Here is a 17,128-nt window from a genome sequence, read left to right on the forward strand (position 1 = left end):
TTCAATGGTCGCTCTTGCCAGAGGAGGTTAAATGTAGATGGTTGAAAAATGGAAGAAAAACTTAAGAAACAATTTTACTAATAGTCCTAAGGCAAAAATAATTACAGGTACTGTAGGTGTTGTATTAGTTACATTAATAGTAACACTTGCATGTATGAGAAAAAACATAACAATAATCGTTGACGGAAAAGAAGAAACATTTATAACATATAAAGGGACTGTTAAAGACGTACTTGCAGAGAAGGAGATAGAAATTGCTCCTAAGGACAAAGTACAACCAGCTTTAGATGAAAAAATTTCATCAAAGGATATTATTAACATTAAGAGAGCTGTAGAAATTGAAATGGTAGTTGGTAGCAAAACTATTGTTATAAAAACTGCTGAAGATACTGTAAAAGATATGCTTGAAGCTGAAAGTGATGAACTTAATGCTGAAGGAATTGAATTTAATGAAGGATTAGATGAAATAACACCTTCGTTAGATACTAAAATATCAGATAATCTCACGATTCAATTAGTTAAGGTTGAAGTAACAAATGAAGTAGCCACTGAAGATATTGATTATGAAACAATAGTGGAAGAGGACGAAAGTTTAGATATAAACACTGAGGACGTTAGACAAGCAGGTGAAGCTGGTCAAAAAGAAATAACTTATAAGGTTATAAAAAAAGATGGCAAGGAAGTATCTAGGGAAGTAGTTCAATCAAAGGTTATTAAAGAGCCTGTAAATGAAATTATAGTACAAGGTACCAGAAGGGTATTTGCTAGCAGAGATGGAGAAATGGAATATAAGGATTTAATTTATTGTGAATCTACTGCATATGCAGGAGATACTATTACTGCGACAGGAACTGTGCCAAGTTATAATCCAGGTGGAATAAGCACAATAGCAGTTGATCCAAGAGTAATTCCATTAGGAAGTTTAGTTTACGTAGAAAATTATGGTAAAGCTATTGCAGCGGATACAGGTGGTTTAATTAAAGGAAAAATAATCGATGTGTTCCTTAATTCAGAATCTGAATGTAGAACATGGGGAAGAAAATATAACGTTCCAGTATATATTTTAGCATATCCTGGAGAATGGTAATAATAAAGGAGGTTAGTTATTGGACTAGCCTCCTTTAATATTTCTAAAAATATAGTATAAAATTTATTTAGAATAATAAATATAAATTTACAAAGGTTTGACATTATATGAATATAAGGATAAATTAATAAGAGATAATAAAGGAAAGGAAGAGATTCTTTTGATTAAAGAGGTTATAGTAGTTGAGGGAAAAGATGACATCGCAGCTGTAAAAAAAGCTGTTAATGCAGAAATGATTGCCACTGGTGGTTTTGGAATAAATGCTAAAGTTATTGCTAGAATTAAAGAAGCACAAAAAAGAAAAGGCGTAATAGTATTAACGGATCCTGATTTTGCTGGTGAAAAAATAAGAAAGATAATAGCAAAAAGAGTACCTGGAATAAAGCATGCATATATTGCACAAGAAGATGGAATTAAGGATGATGATATAGGAGTAGAAAATGCTAGTCCAGAAGTTATTATCGAAGCTTTAAATAGGGCAAAAGTAACATTAGAAGAAAAGGCTGAAACATTTGATGCTCAAGATATGTTTTATTTTAGATTAAATGGTGATCCTAATGCAAAAGCTAGAAGAATAAAACTTGGAAATAAGTTGGGAATTGGTTATGGAAATGCAAATCAAATGTTATCAAGATTAAATAATTATGGAATAACTAAAGAAGAATTTATAGAAGCTATTAAATATGTAGATGCGGAACTAGAGAAGGAGAAATAAATGGATATAAAAGATGTAAAAACAGCTGAGCTGGTTAAAAAATATAATTTTAAGTTTTCTAAAAGTTTAGGTCAAAACTTTCTAATTGATGATTCGGTGCCTAGAGATATAGTTTCAGGAGCTGAAGTTGATGGAGAAGATTTAGTAATAGAAATAGGACCAGGAGTAGGTACATTAACTGCTCAATTATTAAAGAAAGCTAAAAAAGTAGTTGCAATAGAATTAGATAATGATTTAATACCAATATTAGAACAAGAATTAGGAGCTAATCCTAATTTTACACTTATACATAATGATGCATTAAAGGTTGATTTTAATGAAGTAATAGGTGATGAAAAGAGTGTAAAGCTAGTTGCAAACTTGCCTTATTATGTTACAACACCTATAATAGTAAAATTACTTAAGGATGGGTACAATTTTAAATCATTAACAATAATGATTCAAAAAGAAGTTGCAGAGAGAATGAATGCAGAGCCTGGGAATAAAGATTATGGTGCACTGTCTCTACTTGTTCAATATTACTGTAATACAAGTATAGTAAGAAAAGTACCACCAAGTTGTTTTATACCTAGACCAAAGGTTGATTCAATAGTTATTAGATTAGATAAGCTTAGTGAGCCAAAAGTTAAAGTTGAAAATGAAAAATTGTTCTTTGATATAATAAGAAGTTCTTTTAATATGAGAAGAAAAACTTTATGGAATGGCGTTAAGAGTATTGGACCAGCAAAGGAAAAGCTTGAAGAAGCTTTTGAAAAAGCTGGAGTTAATCCTAAGAGAAGAGGAGAAACATTATCTATCCAAGAATTTGCTAATCTTGCAAACTGTATTAATGAAATTTTATAAGAACTGAGTTGTTTTAAATTATAAATTCTATAAAGTCATTAAGTAAGCCACTTAAAAATAATAACATATTTTATAATGTTGAACATATAATATATGGAATTAATATAAAGTGGGGGTTCTAGAGAATGGCAAGTAATAGTAGATTGTATAGAAACTTCGTAATTTTGCAGGAGGACGAACGAGGATATGCAAACTCTGATGATAAGACATTATCTGGATATTCTAAGATAGAAGCAAAAGGAGATAAATGTAAAATTTCTTTCTATGCTCAAAATCTTAAAAAGGATGATGATAAATACTACATGTTACTTATTTGTTGTAAAAAGGATACAAAGCAAATAGTAAATTTGGGTCCTTTAGACGTGAGTGATAGTGGTAAAGGTGAAGCAACAAAGGAATATAATGTATCAAATATTGCTGGGTTAAACTTAGAATTTGATAAGATTTGTGGAACTGCTATAGCTAAAATGAATAATAATACTCCAATTTTTGTGATGTGCGGATTTTTAAATGGACAACAACCTAGCGATAATTGGAAGAGTTATATTATTGTTAAAGCTAAAGATGTTAGAGTAATAAAATCAGTTTCAGATAAGGATTCTAAGAAAGAACAAAGAAAACCAGAATTAAAGAAGAACCAAAGTAAATCTACTAGTAATGAAGTTAAAGATTCTAAGGTAGAAGAAAAAGCTACTGAAGAAAAGGTTGATAGAGAAAAAGTAGAAGAAAAATCAAAAGAAGAAATTAAAATACAAGAAGTTCAAGAAGTACAAGAAGTACACGAAGTAAAACAAGAGGCTTTAAATGAAATAATAGAAGAAATTACACCAAGGGAAAACTTAAGGGGTAAGTTCGAAGATTATGAAGAAGAAATTGAAGCTAATAAAGAGTTTGATCCGATAAATGGAAAGATAAGAGGAAGCATAGGAGAGTATTTTGAATCAATAGTTGATGGATTTGAAAGAGATTATAATAGCATAGATGAGTTAAAGTATACGAAGTGGTACAGAATACCTATTCATGATTTACATGAAATGTGTAATATGTCTAATTATAATAAGTATACATTAGCTTATTATCCAATGTTAAATTATTATCCATACATTAAAAAATATGGATATTTTATGCTTGGATATAAGTGCGATTCAAGAGGAAACCTAAAACATATTATTTATGGAGTGCCAGGAAAGAAAGATAAGGATGAACAGCCTTACGATGGAAGAACAGGTTTTGTAACTTGGGTAAATACTAATGGAGGACGTAGTGAGGGCTGTTGGTTAATGTTTTATGATTTCAAAAATTCAACAGTTGTTGTCCCAATGCAATAATGAAGAACATAGTGCTTAGATATTATATCTAAATTTTATTTGAAGGTTAATATAATAAATTAAATTGCTAATATTGGAATAAAGTATTATAATTATCTTTATTAGGGGAAGCATATGCTTCTCCTATTATTTTAATTAACAAATTAAAAGGAGATACAAATGTTAAGAGCATTAAAAAAATATATTTTAAGTTCATTTTTAATAATGTTTGTACTTGGTTTTTCAGGGTGTACAATTATAGAAAATGTTGAAAAAAAACTTGGATTGAAGAATGATTATTTCGAGTATTTAAATTCAAGTGATATAGAACAAATTAGTATACAAAGTACAAGAGATACAGGATTTAAATTTATAGTAACGGAAACAAGTGCCATTAGAGATATTTATAATATATTATCTAGGGCAAAGATAAGCGAAAATAAGTCTAGTTTAGATCCAGATTATAAGTTTGAATTTGATTTAGGTGATGAAGTTAAAGAATTTTATTATGTTGTTGGAACAGAAGATGGGAATTTTTATAATGATGGTAATACATTTTCAGTTTCTAAAAGATTAGATGAAGTAATAATTAAAAATTTATCTTTTATAAGAAAACCTAGAGATTTTGATTATATTTATTATCAATCTATTTTAGAAATATTACAACAAGTAAGTAAAACAGAAAATATAAATGATTATAAGGTAGGAGTAAACATAAGTGGAGATATTGATTGTTTAAAATATGTGTTTTCTACTGATATAATTAGTTTTTTAGATAAAGCTAAACAAATTATTCCAAATGTTGAGTTAGTGAAAAATAACGAAGCAGATTTTGATATGGTTATTACTGTAAAAAATAGAGGGTATGATAGTAGCAATTTTAAAACATTAATTACTGTAAAAAATAAAAAAGAAAATACAGAAGATAAATATTATGTTTCTGCAGTTAATGAATTTAAGGAATGGAATATAGAGGTATTAGAAAGTAAACCTAAAGGATGGTAATAGGAGTTAAGAATTAATAGTTAATAGTTTTAGGATAAAACTCCTTGGGGAGTTTCTAATAATATATTTTAAAGTCTGCCTAGGCAGACTTTATTTTTTAATTATTAACTTAAAATTATTAACTACTAAATTGTTGCTATATTAGATTTAAGCATTTTAACTAGTCTTTCTACAGGTAAGAATGCAAGTAAAACTAAGCAAATCATTAATTCCCCACCTACTGCTAGACCGTTAACGCTTAATGAGTAAATAATTGGAGATATACCTTCTGGGGCATATGAACCAAAGAAAACTACGCCTGAAATAAAATGTGAAATAAAGCGTAGTAGCATACCGATGCTTGCGCCTAAGTATTTATTTTTAAAGAATCCGGCAACTCCAACAGCCATAAATGGTAAAGGATAATCAAATAATACTTGAATAGGATTTAATATATATGGATCCAGTATTAATTTGAATAATCCGAAAAGGAAACCTGTAAATAGTCCAATAGAAGGACCATAAACAAATGAAATAATGATTATTGGAATCATACTACCTAAAGAAATGCTTCCACCACCATTAGGTAGGGAATAAATCTTTATCATGTCTAAGATAAATGCTAAAGCAATAGCTAGTCCTATTCGCGCTATTAACTTTGAATTAAATTTTAATGATTTAAATTTAATAAAAGCAATTAATAAAATTGCACAGCCAATTAATGTGATTAATGTTAATGGACTGCTAAAAATAGTTTTGAAATTTTCTCCAAGTGTTGCTAGAAAATTTGACATAAAAAAATACCTCCTTATTTGCGTAAGAGGTACCTAGGCATTAGAATATACATAATTTATTCTATAATGGCTTTCCTACGCTGGAATTATCCAGATCAGGTTAAAAGGGTTGATGAAAAAGTCATCTCTCAGCCTTGGGGCACCCCTAGCAACTTTATATAACATATATTTTAGCCATAAATTTACAAAAAGTCAACGGTCTTATTAAGCATTTGAGAGGACTTATAATTTGTATTAGAAGATTTATTAAATAAATTTGTTAAACTTATATTAGTACCTATGGGCATGATAGTTTCAAATGAAGTTAGTGGCATAGTTATAACAGAATCATCCTCTAATAATATGAAGGCATCATTGCCTGTATAATCTAATATCATTCCTTTCATGATAATACACCATCCTAAATAAATTTTTATTAGTTTACCCTAAAATATAATAAAAATACATCCAAGAATATTCTTGGATGTATTTTTATAAATATAAGTCTTTATAAACTATTTGAAAGACTTTTAAAGATTCTTCAATTTTATGTTTAAGCAATTTTTTTCTATTATCAAATTCCTTTTCACCTAATGGAGTTAATGAATAAAATTTTTGAAATTTCTTTTTTGGATCATCCCATTTTCCTACTACTAATCCTTCTTTCTCTAATTTTTTTAATAAAGGATATATTCCACCGGTACTAGGAGTCCAAAGTCCATTGGTTCTTTCTGAAACTTTTGTAGAGATTTCATTACCATTTGTAGGGCCAGATTTTAATATATGAAGTACATAGATGGGCAATAAGCCTTTTGTAAAAACCTGACCAACAGCTTCTTTTTCTTTTTGTACTTTTTTTAGTTCAGCAAGCTTAGCTTTATACTCATCATGTAGTCTTTTTTCCTCAGCTTTAATATCTTCTAGATTGTTAAAATCAAAGTCACCCATTATTTATTTTTCCATTTTCACAGAGAATCCCATTAATCCAGGCCCACCATGCACGCCAAGGGCAGGGCTTATTTCTGCGATTTTAATTGAAGCTACATTTGGTAATGACTTTATAGATTCCATATATTTAGTAGCTTCTTCTTCACAGCCAGCATGTAAAACTGCTACATCACATTTTCCTTTTTCTAAATAACCTTTTAAAATTTCAGTCATTTTAGATAAAGATTGTTTTCTACCTCTTACTTTAGCCACGTTATAGTAAATTCCGTTTTCGTCAGTAGTTATTATAGGTTTAAGATTTAAGAATTCACCAACAGTTCCTGCAAGTCTTCCTATTCTACCACCTTTTTTTAGATATTCTAAAGTGCTAATTGTAAAGTAACCAGTAACTCTTTCTCTAATTTTAGGAAGTTCTTCTACTATTTCTTCAAAACTTTTACCTTCTTTTATAAGCTTAGAAGCCTCTATAACTATTTCTCCTTGTGGATAAGCTAGTATTTTTGTGTCATAAACAAAAGAAGTTAGTTTAGGATGATCTTCTAAAGCTAATCTTAAAGCATTATAGCTTCCAGAAAGACCGCTTGAAATAGAAATACAAATAACATGTGTATATCCTTCTTCTTCTAATTTATTTAAGATTTCTTCAGTTTCCTTAGCACTTGGCAAAGATGTTGTAGGAATTTCTTTTTCCAAGTTCTCATAAACTTCAGATGGTGAAATATCTATTCTATCTCTATAATCACCACTAGAGTAGATTATTCTAAGTGGTAATAAATTAACGTTATTTTCTCTTAATGTATTTAAATCAAGATCGCAAGCGCTATCTGTAATTAAAGCAATTTTTTGCATATAAAAAATCCTCCGATAATTTATTGTATATTTTTAGTATATCATATTAGATAATATTATCAATAGTGATAAGTGTAATATTATCACTATTGATAAGGTTATACAATTTCATAAAAATTTATTAGGTAAAGTTAAAAAATATATATAATTAAAAACTATTTACATATAATTCCAAAAGAGATAGAATGTATATGAGAGTTAAAATATACACAATATATTGTGTGTAGGAGGCGAATAAAGTGCTATATGTGGTAAAAAGAGATGGCAGAGAAGTTAAATTTAATACTGATAAAATTGGCAATGCAATAAAAAAAGCAAGCGATGAAGTTGGGGAACAATTAAGAGAAAGTGAAGTTCTAGTTTGCATTCAAAGGGTTATTCAGTATATAGAAGAGTCTAAAAAGGAAAAAGTATCAGTAGAAGAAGTACAAAACTTAGTAGAGAAAGCATTAATTGATAGCGGACATATAAATATTCAAAGAGCATATTCTTCTTATAGGAGAGAGCGAACTAGGGTTAGAGATATAAAGTCAGATTTGATGAAAGCTATTAAAAATATAGGCATTGAAACAGATAGGGATAATGCGAATGTTGGAAATAATTTCAGCTCTAAATTATTAAGAATAGCTTCTGAGTCTAATAAATGGCATAATCTTTATAATATGCCTAAATATCTGGCAAAGGCTCATGAAGTTGGAGAGGTTTATTTCCATGATCTTGATTCGTATAATTTAACAACAAATTGTTTGCATATCCCTACAGGAGAGGTATTAAGCAAGGGGTTTAATACTGGATACGGCACTATAAAACCACCTAAACGTATAGAGTCTGCAGCAGAATTGTCTTGTATATTATTGCAATCAACTCAAAATGATATGTTTGGGGGACAGTCTCATCCAGATTTTGATAATGATATGGCTCAATTTGTTGAGCCAACAAGAGAAGAAATAAGAAAAGAATTAATACAATATGGAATTAAAGAAGAAGAATTTGAAAATTTAGTAGAGGAAAAATTAAAGTATAGAATCCATCAGGCTATGCAAGGTGTTGTATATAATTTAAATACTATGCATTCACGTGCAGGATCTCAGGTTCCATTTTCTTCTATAAATTTAGGAATACCAAATTCTAAAGATGCTGCATTAGTTTGTGAAATCTTTTTAAAAGAATATGAAAAGGGATTGGGAAAAGGAGAGCAACCGATATTTCCTAATATAATATTTAGAGTTAAAGAAGGCGTTAATAGAGAGCCAAATGATCCATATTACTATTTATTTAAGATTGCTTGTGAGGTTGCATCAAGAAGAATGAATCCAACATTTATGAATATAGATGCTGATTTTAATAAGGAATATTATGATAAAGGATATCTTCCAGCAACCATGGGATGTCGTACTTATTTGATGAAAAATGTTAATGGAGAGCCAGGATGTAAAGGAAGAGGTAATATAGCTCCAATAACTATTAACCTACCTAGAATAGGGATAGAAGCTAATAAAAATATTGATAAATTTTTTGAAATATTACAAGAACGATTAATTTTAGCAAAAGAAGCATTGCTTCATAGATATGGCGTTTTAAAGCAATTAAGAGTTAAAGATTTGCCATTTGTTGCAGGTCAAGGATTAATGAAAGGTTCGGAAGGATTGTCACAAGATGATTCTATTGAACCAATTCTTAAACAAGGTACATGGGCTATAGGATTTATAGGCCTTGCTGAAACTTTAACTGCTTTAATTGGATGTCATCATGGAGAATCTAAAGAAGCTAGAAAGTTAGGGGTAGAAATAATTGAGTTCATTAGAAATTATACAGATAAATTAATTGAAGAGACACATCTTAATTGGAGTTGTTATGCAACACCAGCTGAAGGGTTATCAGGAAAGTTTATAAAGCAGGATAAAAAAGTATATGGAGTAATAAAAGGAGTAACAGATAAAGATTACTACACAAATAGTTTTCATATTCCTGTAAGTTATAACATATCAATAAAAGAAAAAATAGATATTGAGGCTCCATATCACAAGCTTTGTAATGCAGGTCATATTTCTTATATTGAAGTAGATGACTCTCCATCACCTGAAGTAATTATGGATATAATAAAATATGCTTATACAAATACTAATATAAGTTATATAGGAATTAATTTTCATATTAGATATTGCAAAGAATGTGGAACAAGTATTGAAAGCAATTTAAGTAAATGTCCAAAATGCAATAGTAGAAATATTCAAGGGGTATCAAGAGTTACAGGATATTTGAGTTTGGATGAAAGGTTTGGGCCTGGAAAGTATGAGGAAAGGTTAGATAGGAGATCACATACAGGAAGATATAAAAATAACTATGATGTAATGTGATTTAGTTGTGACTAGCCATTATAATACTTCTATCTATGCAGAGATAACAATTGACGCTTCCTAGATAACGAATTCTAACCTTAATACTCAGTTAAAACTCAATATTAAGCTAAGAATTCACTTTATAAATGCCTTTAAGGATACTATTAATATAGTAGCAACCTTAGAGGCATTTAACATAAAATGAAAGAAAAGATAAAATAATTGCAAAAATTAAAACTTCAATCATTAAAAGAGTAAAAATAGTCTTTTAAAATGAATTTAAAAATATAAAACTTGCAATTTTTAGAAAAAAACATTGTGGAAAAATTTTGGATATGATAAAATGGTAAAATAAAGATATAGTTGTAATAATTGGGGCAAAACCCCTATTTTTTATATACAACTATATCTAACTATATATAAATTTAAAGGGGGCAAAAAAATGGCTATTAGATTTGATAGTGATAATAGGGAAATCTATATAGTAGATACTACTCTTAGGGATGGGGAACAAACAGCTGGAGTTGTTTTTGCAAATGAAGAGAAGGTTGTTATTGCAGATATGCTAAGTGATCTTGGGGTAGATCAATTAGAAGTTGGAATTCCTACAATGGGTGGAGATGAAAAAAAGGCAATTAAGCAAATTGTTAAAAGAAATAATAATAGAAAAAGTATAATGGCATGGAATAGGGCTGTTATATCAGATATTGAAGAATCTATAGATTGTGGAGTAGATGCAGTTGCAATTTCTGTATCTGTTTCTGATATTCATATAAAGCATAAACTTAGGACTTCAAGAGAATGGGTATTAGAAAATATGATAAAATCAGTTGAATTTGCTAAAAAGAATGGTTTATATGTATCTGTAAATGGGGAAGATGCATCTAGAGCAGACAAAGAATTTTTAGTTAGATTTATTGAAGAAGCTAAAAAAGCAGGAGCTGATAGATTTAGATATTGTGATACTGTTGGAATAAGAGAACCTTTTTCTTTAAGAGCAGATATCGAAGAGTTATATAAGAAAACAAATTTCAATATAGAAATGCATACACATAATGATTTTGGAATGGCAACGGCTAATGCAATAGCAGGTATTTTAGGTGGAGCAAGCCATGTTGGCGTAACTGTAAATGGGCTTGGAGAAAGGGCTGGAAATGCTGCATTGGAAGAGGTATTAATGGCGTTGGAATATGTTTATGGATATAAAGTTGATGTAGATACTAAGATGTTTAGAGAAGTGTCTCAATATGTGGCACAAGCTTCGGGTAGAATCTTACCTTCTTGGAAAGCAATTGTTGGTGAGAATATGTTTGCTCATGAGTCTGGAATTCATGCAGATGGTGCAATAAAAGATCCTAAAAACTATGAAGCTTTTGATCCAGATGTAGTTGGATTACAAAGACAAATTGTTATAGGAAAGCATTCTGGAAAAGCTGGCATAATTAATAAGTTTAAAGAGTACAATATTGAGTTAAATGATGAAGAAGCACAAGGCGTATTAGAAATGGTAAGAGCTGCTTCTGTTAGATTAAAGAGAACCTTATTTGATAAGGAATTAGTTAAACTTTATAAAGAATATAAACAATTAAGAAAAGAAAAAAATAAGGAGAATTAAAAATGATAAAATTATTTTCAAATGGAGTTTACCTTATTAATAATAGGGAGATTGTAGAAGATTGTAACGAAGTTAATTCAATATTGGCAAATAAACTTGGAAATAATTATCCAAGCAAGGAAAATGCTAAAAAAAATACTATTGCTTATAATATTTTAAAAGAACATAATACATCAGAAAATATGGACAAATTAAAAATAAAATTTGATAAATTAGCATCTCATGATATTACATTTGTAGGAATAATTCAAACAGCAAGAGCATCAGGATTAGAAAAATTTCCGGTTCCATATGCTTTGACTAATTGTCATAATAGCTTATGTGCTGTTGGAGGAACAATAAATGAGGATGACCATATGTTTGGACTTTCATGTGCAAAGAAATATGGTGGGATATATGTACCACCCCATCAAGCTGTAATACATCAATTTGCAAGGGAAATGTTAGCTGGATGTGGGAAAATGATATTAGGTTCTGACAGTCATACTCGTTATGGTGCTTTAGGAACCATGGCAATTGGAGAAGGTGGCCCTGAAATAGTTAAACAATTACTATGTAAAACTTATGATATTAATATGCCAGATGTAGTAGGAGTATATTTAACAGGTTCACCACAAAAAGGAGTTGGTCCACAAGACGTTGCTTTAGCTATAATTGGAGCAGTTTTTGCCAATGGATACGTTAATAATAAGGTAATGGAGTTTGTAGGTGATGGAGTTGATAACTTAAGTGCTGATTTTAGAATTGGTATTGATGTTATGACTACGGAAACAACATGTTTATCATCTATATGGAAAACTGATAATACAATAAAGGAATTTTATGATATTCATGGAAGGGTAAATGAATATAAAGAATTAAATCCTGGAACTGTAGCATACTATGATGGAATGATTTATGTTGATTTAGCTAAAATTAAACCAATGATAGCTATGCCATTCCATCCAAGCAATGTTTATAGCATTGAAGAATTAAATGCAAATCTTAATGATATATTAGCATATGTTGAAAAGAAAGCTGGAATTAGCTTAGATAATAAAGTTAGGTTTACATTAAGAGATAAAATTCATAATGGTAAGTTTTATGTAGAGCAAGGAGTAATTGCAGGATGTGCAGGCGGAGGATTTGAAAATATTTGTGATGCAGCAGATATTTTAAAAGGTACTTCAATAGGTAGTGATGAATTTTCATTAAGTGTTTATCCGGCATCTCAACCGGTATTTATGGAACTTGTTAAGAATGGTAGAATTGCAGATATTATGGCTACAGGTGCTACTGTTCGTACTGCATTTTGTGGGCCTTGTTTTGGTGCAGGAGATGTTCCTGCAAATAATGGATTAAGTATACGTCATTCAACTAGAAACTTCCCTAATAGAGAAGGGTCAAAGATAACTAATGGACAAATTGCATCAGTTGCATTAATGGATGCTAGATCTATTGCAGCAACAGCAGCTAATAAAGGATATTTAACGGCAGCAACTGATATAGATGTTAATTTTACAAAACCAAAATATTATTTTGATAAATCTATATATGAAAATCGTGTTTATGATGGAGTTGGAAAAGCCGATCCATCAGTAGAAATTAAATTTGGACCTAATATAGTAGATTGGCCAACAATGTCGGCTTTAACTGATAACTTATTATTAAAAGTAGTTTCTGTGATTCATGATCCAGTTACTACAACTGATGAACTTATTCCATCAGGAGAGACTTCATCATATCGTTCTAATCCATTAGGTTTAGCAGAATTTACGTTATCTCGTAAAGATCCAGAATATGTTGGAAGAGCTAAGGAAATTCAAAAAGCTGAAAAAGCTAGAATAGCAAATGAATCGCCTATAGATGCTGTTAATGAATTAGGTTCTGTATTTACTTCAATTAGAGAGGTGTTTACTGATGTTAATTATAAAAACACTGGAATAGGAAGTACCATTTATGCAGTTAAGCCTGGTGATGGATCAGCTCGTGAACAAGCAGCATCTTGTCAAAAGGTATTAGGTGGTTGGGCTAATATAGCGAAGGAATATGCTACAAAGAGATATCGTTCAAATTTAATCAACTGGGGTATGCTTCCTTTTATTCTTAAAGAAGATATATGTTTTGATAATGGGGATTATCTATTTGTACCTAATATAATAGAAGCAATTAAAGAAAAGAAAGATTCCATAAAAGCATATGTTGTTAATAAATCAATGAAAGAACTTGAATTAAAACTAGGTGAACTTACTGATGATGAACGAGAAATTATATTAAAAGGATGTTTAATTAATTATTATAAATTAAATTCTTAGTTTGAGATAGAGTATTAACTCTATTTTAAGGTTAAAATTTATTGTATAGAGGAATGTCTGTTGTTATCTTCCACCTGAATAGGTTGGAGTGTTACAATGGCTAGCAATTAGATAAAGCATAAAATCATAATGCTTTTGGAGGTCAGTTAAATATGAATAAAACTGTGAGGTTAGCAGGAATAGCCTATGAAAGTTTAGTAAATGGACCTGGAATGAGGAGAGTGTTTTTTGCCCAGGGCTGTAAACATAAGTGTGAAGGTTGCTTTAATCCAGAAACACATAGTTTTGATGGTGGAGAAATTATGGATATGGATAAATTGATAAAGGATGTTTTAGATAATCCTATGTTAAAAGGAGTAACATTTAGTGGTGGTGATCCTATAGAACAAGCTCATAGTTTTGCTTATATGGCAAAGGCATTTAAGAAAGCTAATTTAAATATATGGTGTTATACAGGATATACTTTTGAGAAGCTTTTAGAGCTTATGAAAAAAAATGAAAATATAAGAATGTTATTGAATAATATAGATGTATTAGTTGATGGTAGATTTGAAATAATGAATAGAAATGAAGAATTGAAATTTAAAGGTTCGACTAATCAACGTATAATTGATGTAAAAAAAAGTCTAGAATATGGCAATATAATAGTTATAGGATAAAATTTTTAAGGATATTAACTTATGTTTTATAAGATTAATATCCTTATTTTCTTATAAACAAAAAAAGCGCATAAGCGCTTTTTTTAAATAATGGGGGGATGGGAACCTGTATATTACAGGTTTTATATTTACATTATAATTATGTACAGTTATTAGAAGTTCTATACATACTTTTGAAAAAAATTAAAAAAACTACTGCATTAAAAAATGCAGTAGTTCTCTAATATATTAGAAATCAGATTGACCAGTAGTTCTTGGGAATGGAATAACGTCTCTGATATTTGACATACCAGTGATGTACATTATTAATCTTTCAAATCCTAGACCAAATCCAGCATGCTTAGTTTCTCCATATTTTCTAAGCTCTAAATACCACCAGTAATCTTCCTCATTAAGACCTAATTCAGCCATTCTAGCTTTTAATACATCAAGTCTTTCTTCTCTTTGGCTACCACCGATGATTTCACCTATTCCAGGAACTAAACAGTCAGTTGCTGCAACAGTCTTTCCATCATCATTAAGTCTCATATAGAAAGCTTTAATGTCTTTTGGATAGTCAGTAACGAATACTGGTTTCTTAAATATTTCTTCAGTTAAATATCTTTCATGTTCAGTTTGAAGGTCTACACCCCATTCAACTGGGTATTCAAATGCTTTACCACAGTTCTTTAACATTTCAACCGCTTCAGTATAAGTTACCTTTCCGAAGTCAGAAGTTACGATGTGATTTAACTTATCTAATAATCCTTTTTCAACGAATTGGTTGAAGAATGCCATTTCTTCAGGACATTCATCCATAACGTACTTAATTACGTATTTTAACATTGCTTCTGCTAATTCCATATCATCTTGTAAATCAGCAAATGCTATTTCAGGTTCAACCATCCAGAACTCAGCAGCATGTCTAGCTGTATTTGAATTTTCAGCTCTAAAAGTTGGACCAAAAGTATAAACATTTCTAAATGCTAGAGCAAAAGTTTCAGCATTTAATTGTCCTGAAACTGTAAGGTTAGTTTCCTTACCAAAGAAGTCTTCTTTGTAATCAACTTTTCCATCTTCAGTTCTTGGAACATTGTCAAAGTCTAAAGTAGTAACTTTAAACATTTCACCTGCACCTTCACAGTCACTTCCAGTTAAGATTGGTGTGTTTGTATATACAAACCCTTGATCTTGGAAGAATTTGTGGATAGCATAAGCGGCTACAGAACGAACTCTAAATACTGCAGAGAAAGCATTACTTCTTGGTCTTAAGTGTGCAATAGTTCTTAAGTATTCAAAAGTATGTCTTTTCTTTTGTAATGGATAGTCAGAGTCTGACATTCCTTCAATTACAACTTCTTTTGCTTGAATTTCAAATGGTTGTTTAGCTTCTGGAGTTTCAACTAATGTACCAATAACTTTAATTGATGAACTTATTGGTAACTTTGAAATGTCTTTAAAGTTTTCTAATTTGTTATCAAAAACAACTTGAATATTTTTAAAGAAAGATCCGTCATTTACTTCGATAAATCCAAAAGCATTAGATGCTCTAAGAGTTCTTATCCAACCTGAAATTGTTACTTCTTTAGATAAGTATTCTGATGTGTTTCTATAAAGTGATTTTACTAAAACTACTTTTTCCATAATAACCTCCTGTTAATAAAATATTTATTATTTCAAAATTAAATAAAAGCAATAAAAAAATCCCTTCATCCCCAAAATATATGGGACGAAAGGAATTACTTACGTGGTACCACCCAAATTGCCTAAAAAAGGCCACTTAGTAAATTAATAACGACATTTAGCCGTCTAAGCCTAATATTTAAGTAAATAAACTTACTTAAAGTTCAGTTAGAAACTCAGAGATGTTCTTCACTATTGATTTCGTATAAGGCTTACACCATCCCTTACTCGCTAAAACTACCTTCAAAAGTTACTCTTCTCATCATAGTCAATAAAAGTTTGTAATTTTATTAATACGATTTTACAATACTTTGCTAACATTTGCAACTTAAATTCATAATATATATTTAAAGAATGTTTTTGGAGGAAAGTATGGCTAAAAAAGATTTCTTAGAACAAAAGTATTGTGAAATAAATAAACTAAAGAATTTATTACAAACATACCCTAAGGAATATGCTGAAACCATTATTAAGGTTATGCAGAATGTTTTTGATGAAATAAGTGAATACTTGGATGAAGAGGCTAATAAATTAAAAAAAATAGCAAAAATAGATATAGCAGAAAAGAATATAGATATTTTAGAAAAGAAAATAGATGGATTAAATAAAAAAATAGAAAAAGTTAAGAGTGAGTTATCAGAAACGGAAAAGTGTGAAAAAGAAGAAAAAAAATCGACTAAACAAGAAACAAAGAGGGAGAAAAAATCAGGGAAGAAGCATGATTTTAGTAGTAGAGAGGAATTGAGATATTACACAATGGATGAAATAGCTAAATTTGATGGAAGTGATGGAAGTTTAGCTTATGTTGTTATTGATGGAACTGTATATGATGTGACATCAATTAAAGAGTGGCGCGATGGTAGGCATTATGGATTATATGCTGGAAGGGATTTAACAGAGTATTTCAATACTTGTCATAAAGATGAAAAATATATTTTGAACAAATTAAGAATTGTAGGAACCATTAAAAGTTAGTAGTTAAAAGTGTTTAGTTAGTAGTTTTGAGTCAGTAGTTAAGAGTTAAGGAATAAAATCTCCGTAAGTAGACTTTAA

At 29.8% G+C, this 17,128-nt stretch carries 15 protein-coding genes, 1 riboswitch and 1 other annotated feature; of the genes, 10 read left to right on the plus strand and 5 right to left on the minus strand.

Annotated elements, in window-relative coordinates:
• The first annotated feature begins 37 nt into the window (after nucleotides 1-37).
• From HCG70_RS08590 to HCG70_RS08610, 5 genes are all read left to right on the plus strand, one after another.
• Nucleotides 38-1,087, plus strand: coding sequence for a G5 and 3D domain-containing protein (locus tag HCG70_RS08590; protein ID WP_042400140.1), 1,050 nt, complete (start codon nucleotides 38-40; stop codon nucleotides 1,085-1,087).
• Between the two features lie 160 nt (nucleotides 1,088-1,247).
• Nucleotides 1,248-1,802 carry a ribonuclease M5 gene (gene rnmV / locus HCG70_RS08595; protein ID WP_042400136.1) on the plus strand — a complete coding sequence of 185 codons (555 nt, stop codon included), beginning with the start codon at nucleotides 1,248-1,250 and terminating at the stop codon, nucleotides 1,800-1,802.
• Nucleotides 1,803-2,645, plus strand: a complete 843-nt coding sequence (gene rsmA, locus HCG70_RS08600) for a 16S rRNA (adenine(1518)-N(6)/adenine(1519)-N(6))-dimethyltransferase RsmA (RefSeq protein ID WP_042400133.1) — start codon at nucleotides 1,803-1,805, stop codon at nucleotides 2,643-2,645.
• Between the two features lie 125 nt (nucleotides 2,646-2,770).
• The gene (locus tag HCG70_RS08605) at nucleotides 2,771-3,973 is read left to right on the plus strand and encodes a hypothetical protein (protein ID WP_055275377.1); all 1,203 of its coding nucleotides are present in this window, start codon (nucleotides 2,771-2,773) and stop codon (nucleotides 3,971-3,973) included.
• A 159-nt stretch (nucleotides 3,974-4,132) separates the two neighbouring features.
• Complete coding sequence (locus HCG70_RS08610) at nucleotides 4,133-4,957, plus strand: hypothetical protein (protein WP_052330711.1); 825 nt, start codon at nucleotides 4,133-4,135, stop codon at nucleotides 4,955-4,957.
• A 125-nt stretch (nucleotides 4,958-5,082) separates the two neighbouring features.
• Here HCG70_RS08610 and thiT read toward each other — a convergent pair whose 3' ends face one another.
• The 4 genes from thiT to HCG70_RS08630 form a co-directional block, all read right to left on the minus strand.
• A complete protein-coding gene (thiT, locus tag HCG70_RS08615; RefSeq protein ID WP_042400127.1) occupies nucleotides 5,083-5,730 on the minus strand; it encodes an energy-coupled thiamine transporter ThiT in 648 nt (215 codons plus the stop codon).
• Between the two features lie 55 nt (nucleotides 5,731-5,785).
• Nucleotides 5,786-5,887: riboswitch (TPP riboswitch) on the minus strand.
• 25 nt (nucleotides 5,888-5,912) lie between these two features.
• A complete protein-coding gene (locus HCG70_RS08620; protein ID WP_042400124.1) occupies nucleotides 5,913-6,116 on the minus strand; it encodes a hypothetical protein in 204 nt (67 codons plus the stop codon).
• An 85-nt stretch (nucleotides 6,117-6,201) separates the two neighbouring features.
• The gene (locus HCG70_RS08625) at nucleotides 6,202-6,657 is read right to left on the minus strand and encodes a PadR family transcriptional regulator (RefSeq protein WP_042400120.1); all 456 of its coding nucleotides are present in this window, start codon (nucleotides 6,655-6,657) and stop codon (nucleotides 6,202-6,204) included.
• Nucleotides 6,658-6,660: 3 nt separating this feature from the next.
• Nucleotides 6,661-7,506 (minus strand): DegV family protein, encoded by an 846-nt coding sequence (locus tag HCG70_RS08630; RefSeq protein ID WP_042400118.1) that lies wholly within the window; start codon nucleotides 7,504-7,506, stop codon nucleotides 6,661-6,663.
• Nucleotides 7,507-7,745: 239 nt separating this feature from the next.
• On the opposite strand from HCG70_RS08630, the gene nrdD reads away from it, so the two are divergent.
• The 4 genes from nrdD to nrdG all read left to right on the plus strand — a co-directional run bounded on the left by nrdD (nucleotide 7,746) and on the right by nrdG (nucleotide 14,413).
• The gene (gene nrdD / locus HCG70_RS08635) at nucleotides 7,746-9,863 is read left to right on the plus strand and encodes an anaerobic ribonucleoside-triphosphate reductase (RefSeq protein WP_221697687.1); all 2,118 of its coding nucleotides are present in this window, start codon (nucleotides 7,746-7,748) and stop codon (nucleotides 9,861-9,863) included.
• A gap of 424 nt (nucleotides 9,864-10,287) precedes the next feature.
• Complete coding sequence (gene nifV / locus HCG70_RS08640) at nucleotides 10,288-11,460, plus strand: homocitrate synthase (protein ID WP_055292248.1); 1,173 nt, start codon at nucleotides 10,288-10,290, stop codon at nucleotides 11,458-11,460.
• Nucleotides 11,461-11,462: 2 nt separating this feature from the next.
• Nucleotides 11,463-13,754 (plus strand): hydratase, encoded by a 2,292-nt coding sequence (locus HCG70_RS08645; RefSeq protein ID WP_055292250.1) that lies wholly within the window; start codon nucleotides 11,463-11,465, stop codon nucleotides 13,752-13,754.
• Between the two features lie 152 nt (nucleotides 13,755-13,906).
• Entirely contained in the window at nucleotides 13,907-14,413 is a 507-nt protein-coding gene (gene nrdG, locus HCG70_RS08650; protein WP_042400107.1) for an anaerobic ribonucleoside-triphosphate reductase activating protein, read from the plus strand.
• 228 nt (nucleotides 14,414-14,641) lie between these two features.
• Here nrdG and asnS read toward each other — a convergent pair whose 3' ends face one another.
• Entirely contained in the window at nucleotides 14,642-16,036 is a 1,395-nt protein-coding gene (gene asnS / locus HCG70_RS08655; RefSeq protein WP_042400105.1) for an asparagine--tRNA ligase, read from the minus strand.
• A 78-nt stretch (nucleotides 16,037-16,114) separates the two neighbouring features.
• Nucleotides 16,115-16,350: a binding site (T-box leader), on the minus strand.
• A gap of 97 nt (nucleotides 16,351-16,447) precedes the next feature.
• Here asnS and HCG70_RS08660 point away from each other — a divergent pair.
• On the plus strand, nucleotides 16,448-17,050 hold the full coding sequence (locus HCG70_RS08660; RefSeq protein ID WP_052330710.1) for a cytochrome b5 domain-containing protein: 603 nt from the start codon (nucleotides 16,448-16,450) through the stop codon (nucleotides 17,048-17,050).
• Nucleotides 17,051-17,128 lie beyond the last annotated feature (78 nt).

The organism is Clostridium sp. K04, assembly GCF_019734375.1.
GTDB lineage: Bacteria > Bacillota > Clostridia > Clostridiales > Clostridiaceae > Clostridium > Clostridium saudiense.

Bases quoted from the DNA above. Each gene is read 5' to 3' on its own strand.
- HCG70_RS08590 (WP_042400140.1), top strand. From the start codon at position 38: ATGGTTGAAAAATGGAAGAAAAACTTAAGAAACAATTTTACTAATAGT.
- rsmA (WP_042400133.1), top strand. From the start codon at position 1,803: ATGGATATAAAAGATGTAAAAACAGCTGAGCTGGTTAAAAAATATAAT.
- HCG70_RS08605 (WP_055275377.1), top strand. From the start codon at position 2,771: ATGGCAAGTAATAGTAGATTGTATAGAAACTTCGTAATTTTGCAGGAG.
- HCG70_RS08610 (WP_052330711.1), top strand. From the start codon at position 4,133: ATGTTAAGAGCATTAAAAAAATATATTTTAAGTTCATTTTTAATAATG.
- thiT (WP_042400127.1), bottom strand. From the start codon at position 5,730: ATGTCAAATTTTCTAGCAACACTTGGAGAAAATTTCAAAACTATTTTT.
- HCG70_RS08620 (WP_042400124.1), bottom strand. From the start codon at position 6,116: ATGAAAGGAATGATATTAGATTATACAGGCAATGATGCCTTCATATTA.
- HCG70_RS08625 (WP_042400120.1), bottom strand. From the start codon at position 6,657: ATGGGTGACTTTGATTTTAACAATCTAGAAGATATTAAAGCTGAGGAA.
- HCG70_RS08630 (WP_042400118.1), bottom strand. From the start codon at position 7,506: ATGCAAAAAATTGCTTTAATTACAGATAGCGCTTGCGATCTTGATTTA.
- nifV (WP_055292248.1), top strand. From the start codon at position 10,288: ATGGCTATTAGATTTGATAGTGATAATAGGGAAATCTATATAGTAGAT.
- HCG70_RS08645 (WP_055292250.1), top strand. From the start codon at position 11,463: ATGATAAAATTATTTTCAAATGGAGTTTACCTTATTAATAATAGGGAG.
- nrdG (WP_042400107.1), top strand. From the start codon at position 13,907: ATGAATAAAACTGTGAGGTTAGCAGGAATAGCCTATGAAAGTTTAGTA.
- asnS (WP_042400105.1), bottom strand. From the start codon at position 16,036: ATGGAAAAAGTAGTTTTAGTAAAATCACTTTATAGAAACACATCAGAA.
- HCG70_RS08660 (WP_052330710.1), top strand. From the start codon at position 16,448: ATGGCTAAAAAAGATTTCTTAGAACAAAAGTATTGTGAAATAAATAAA.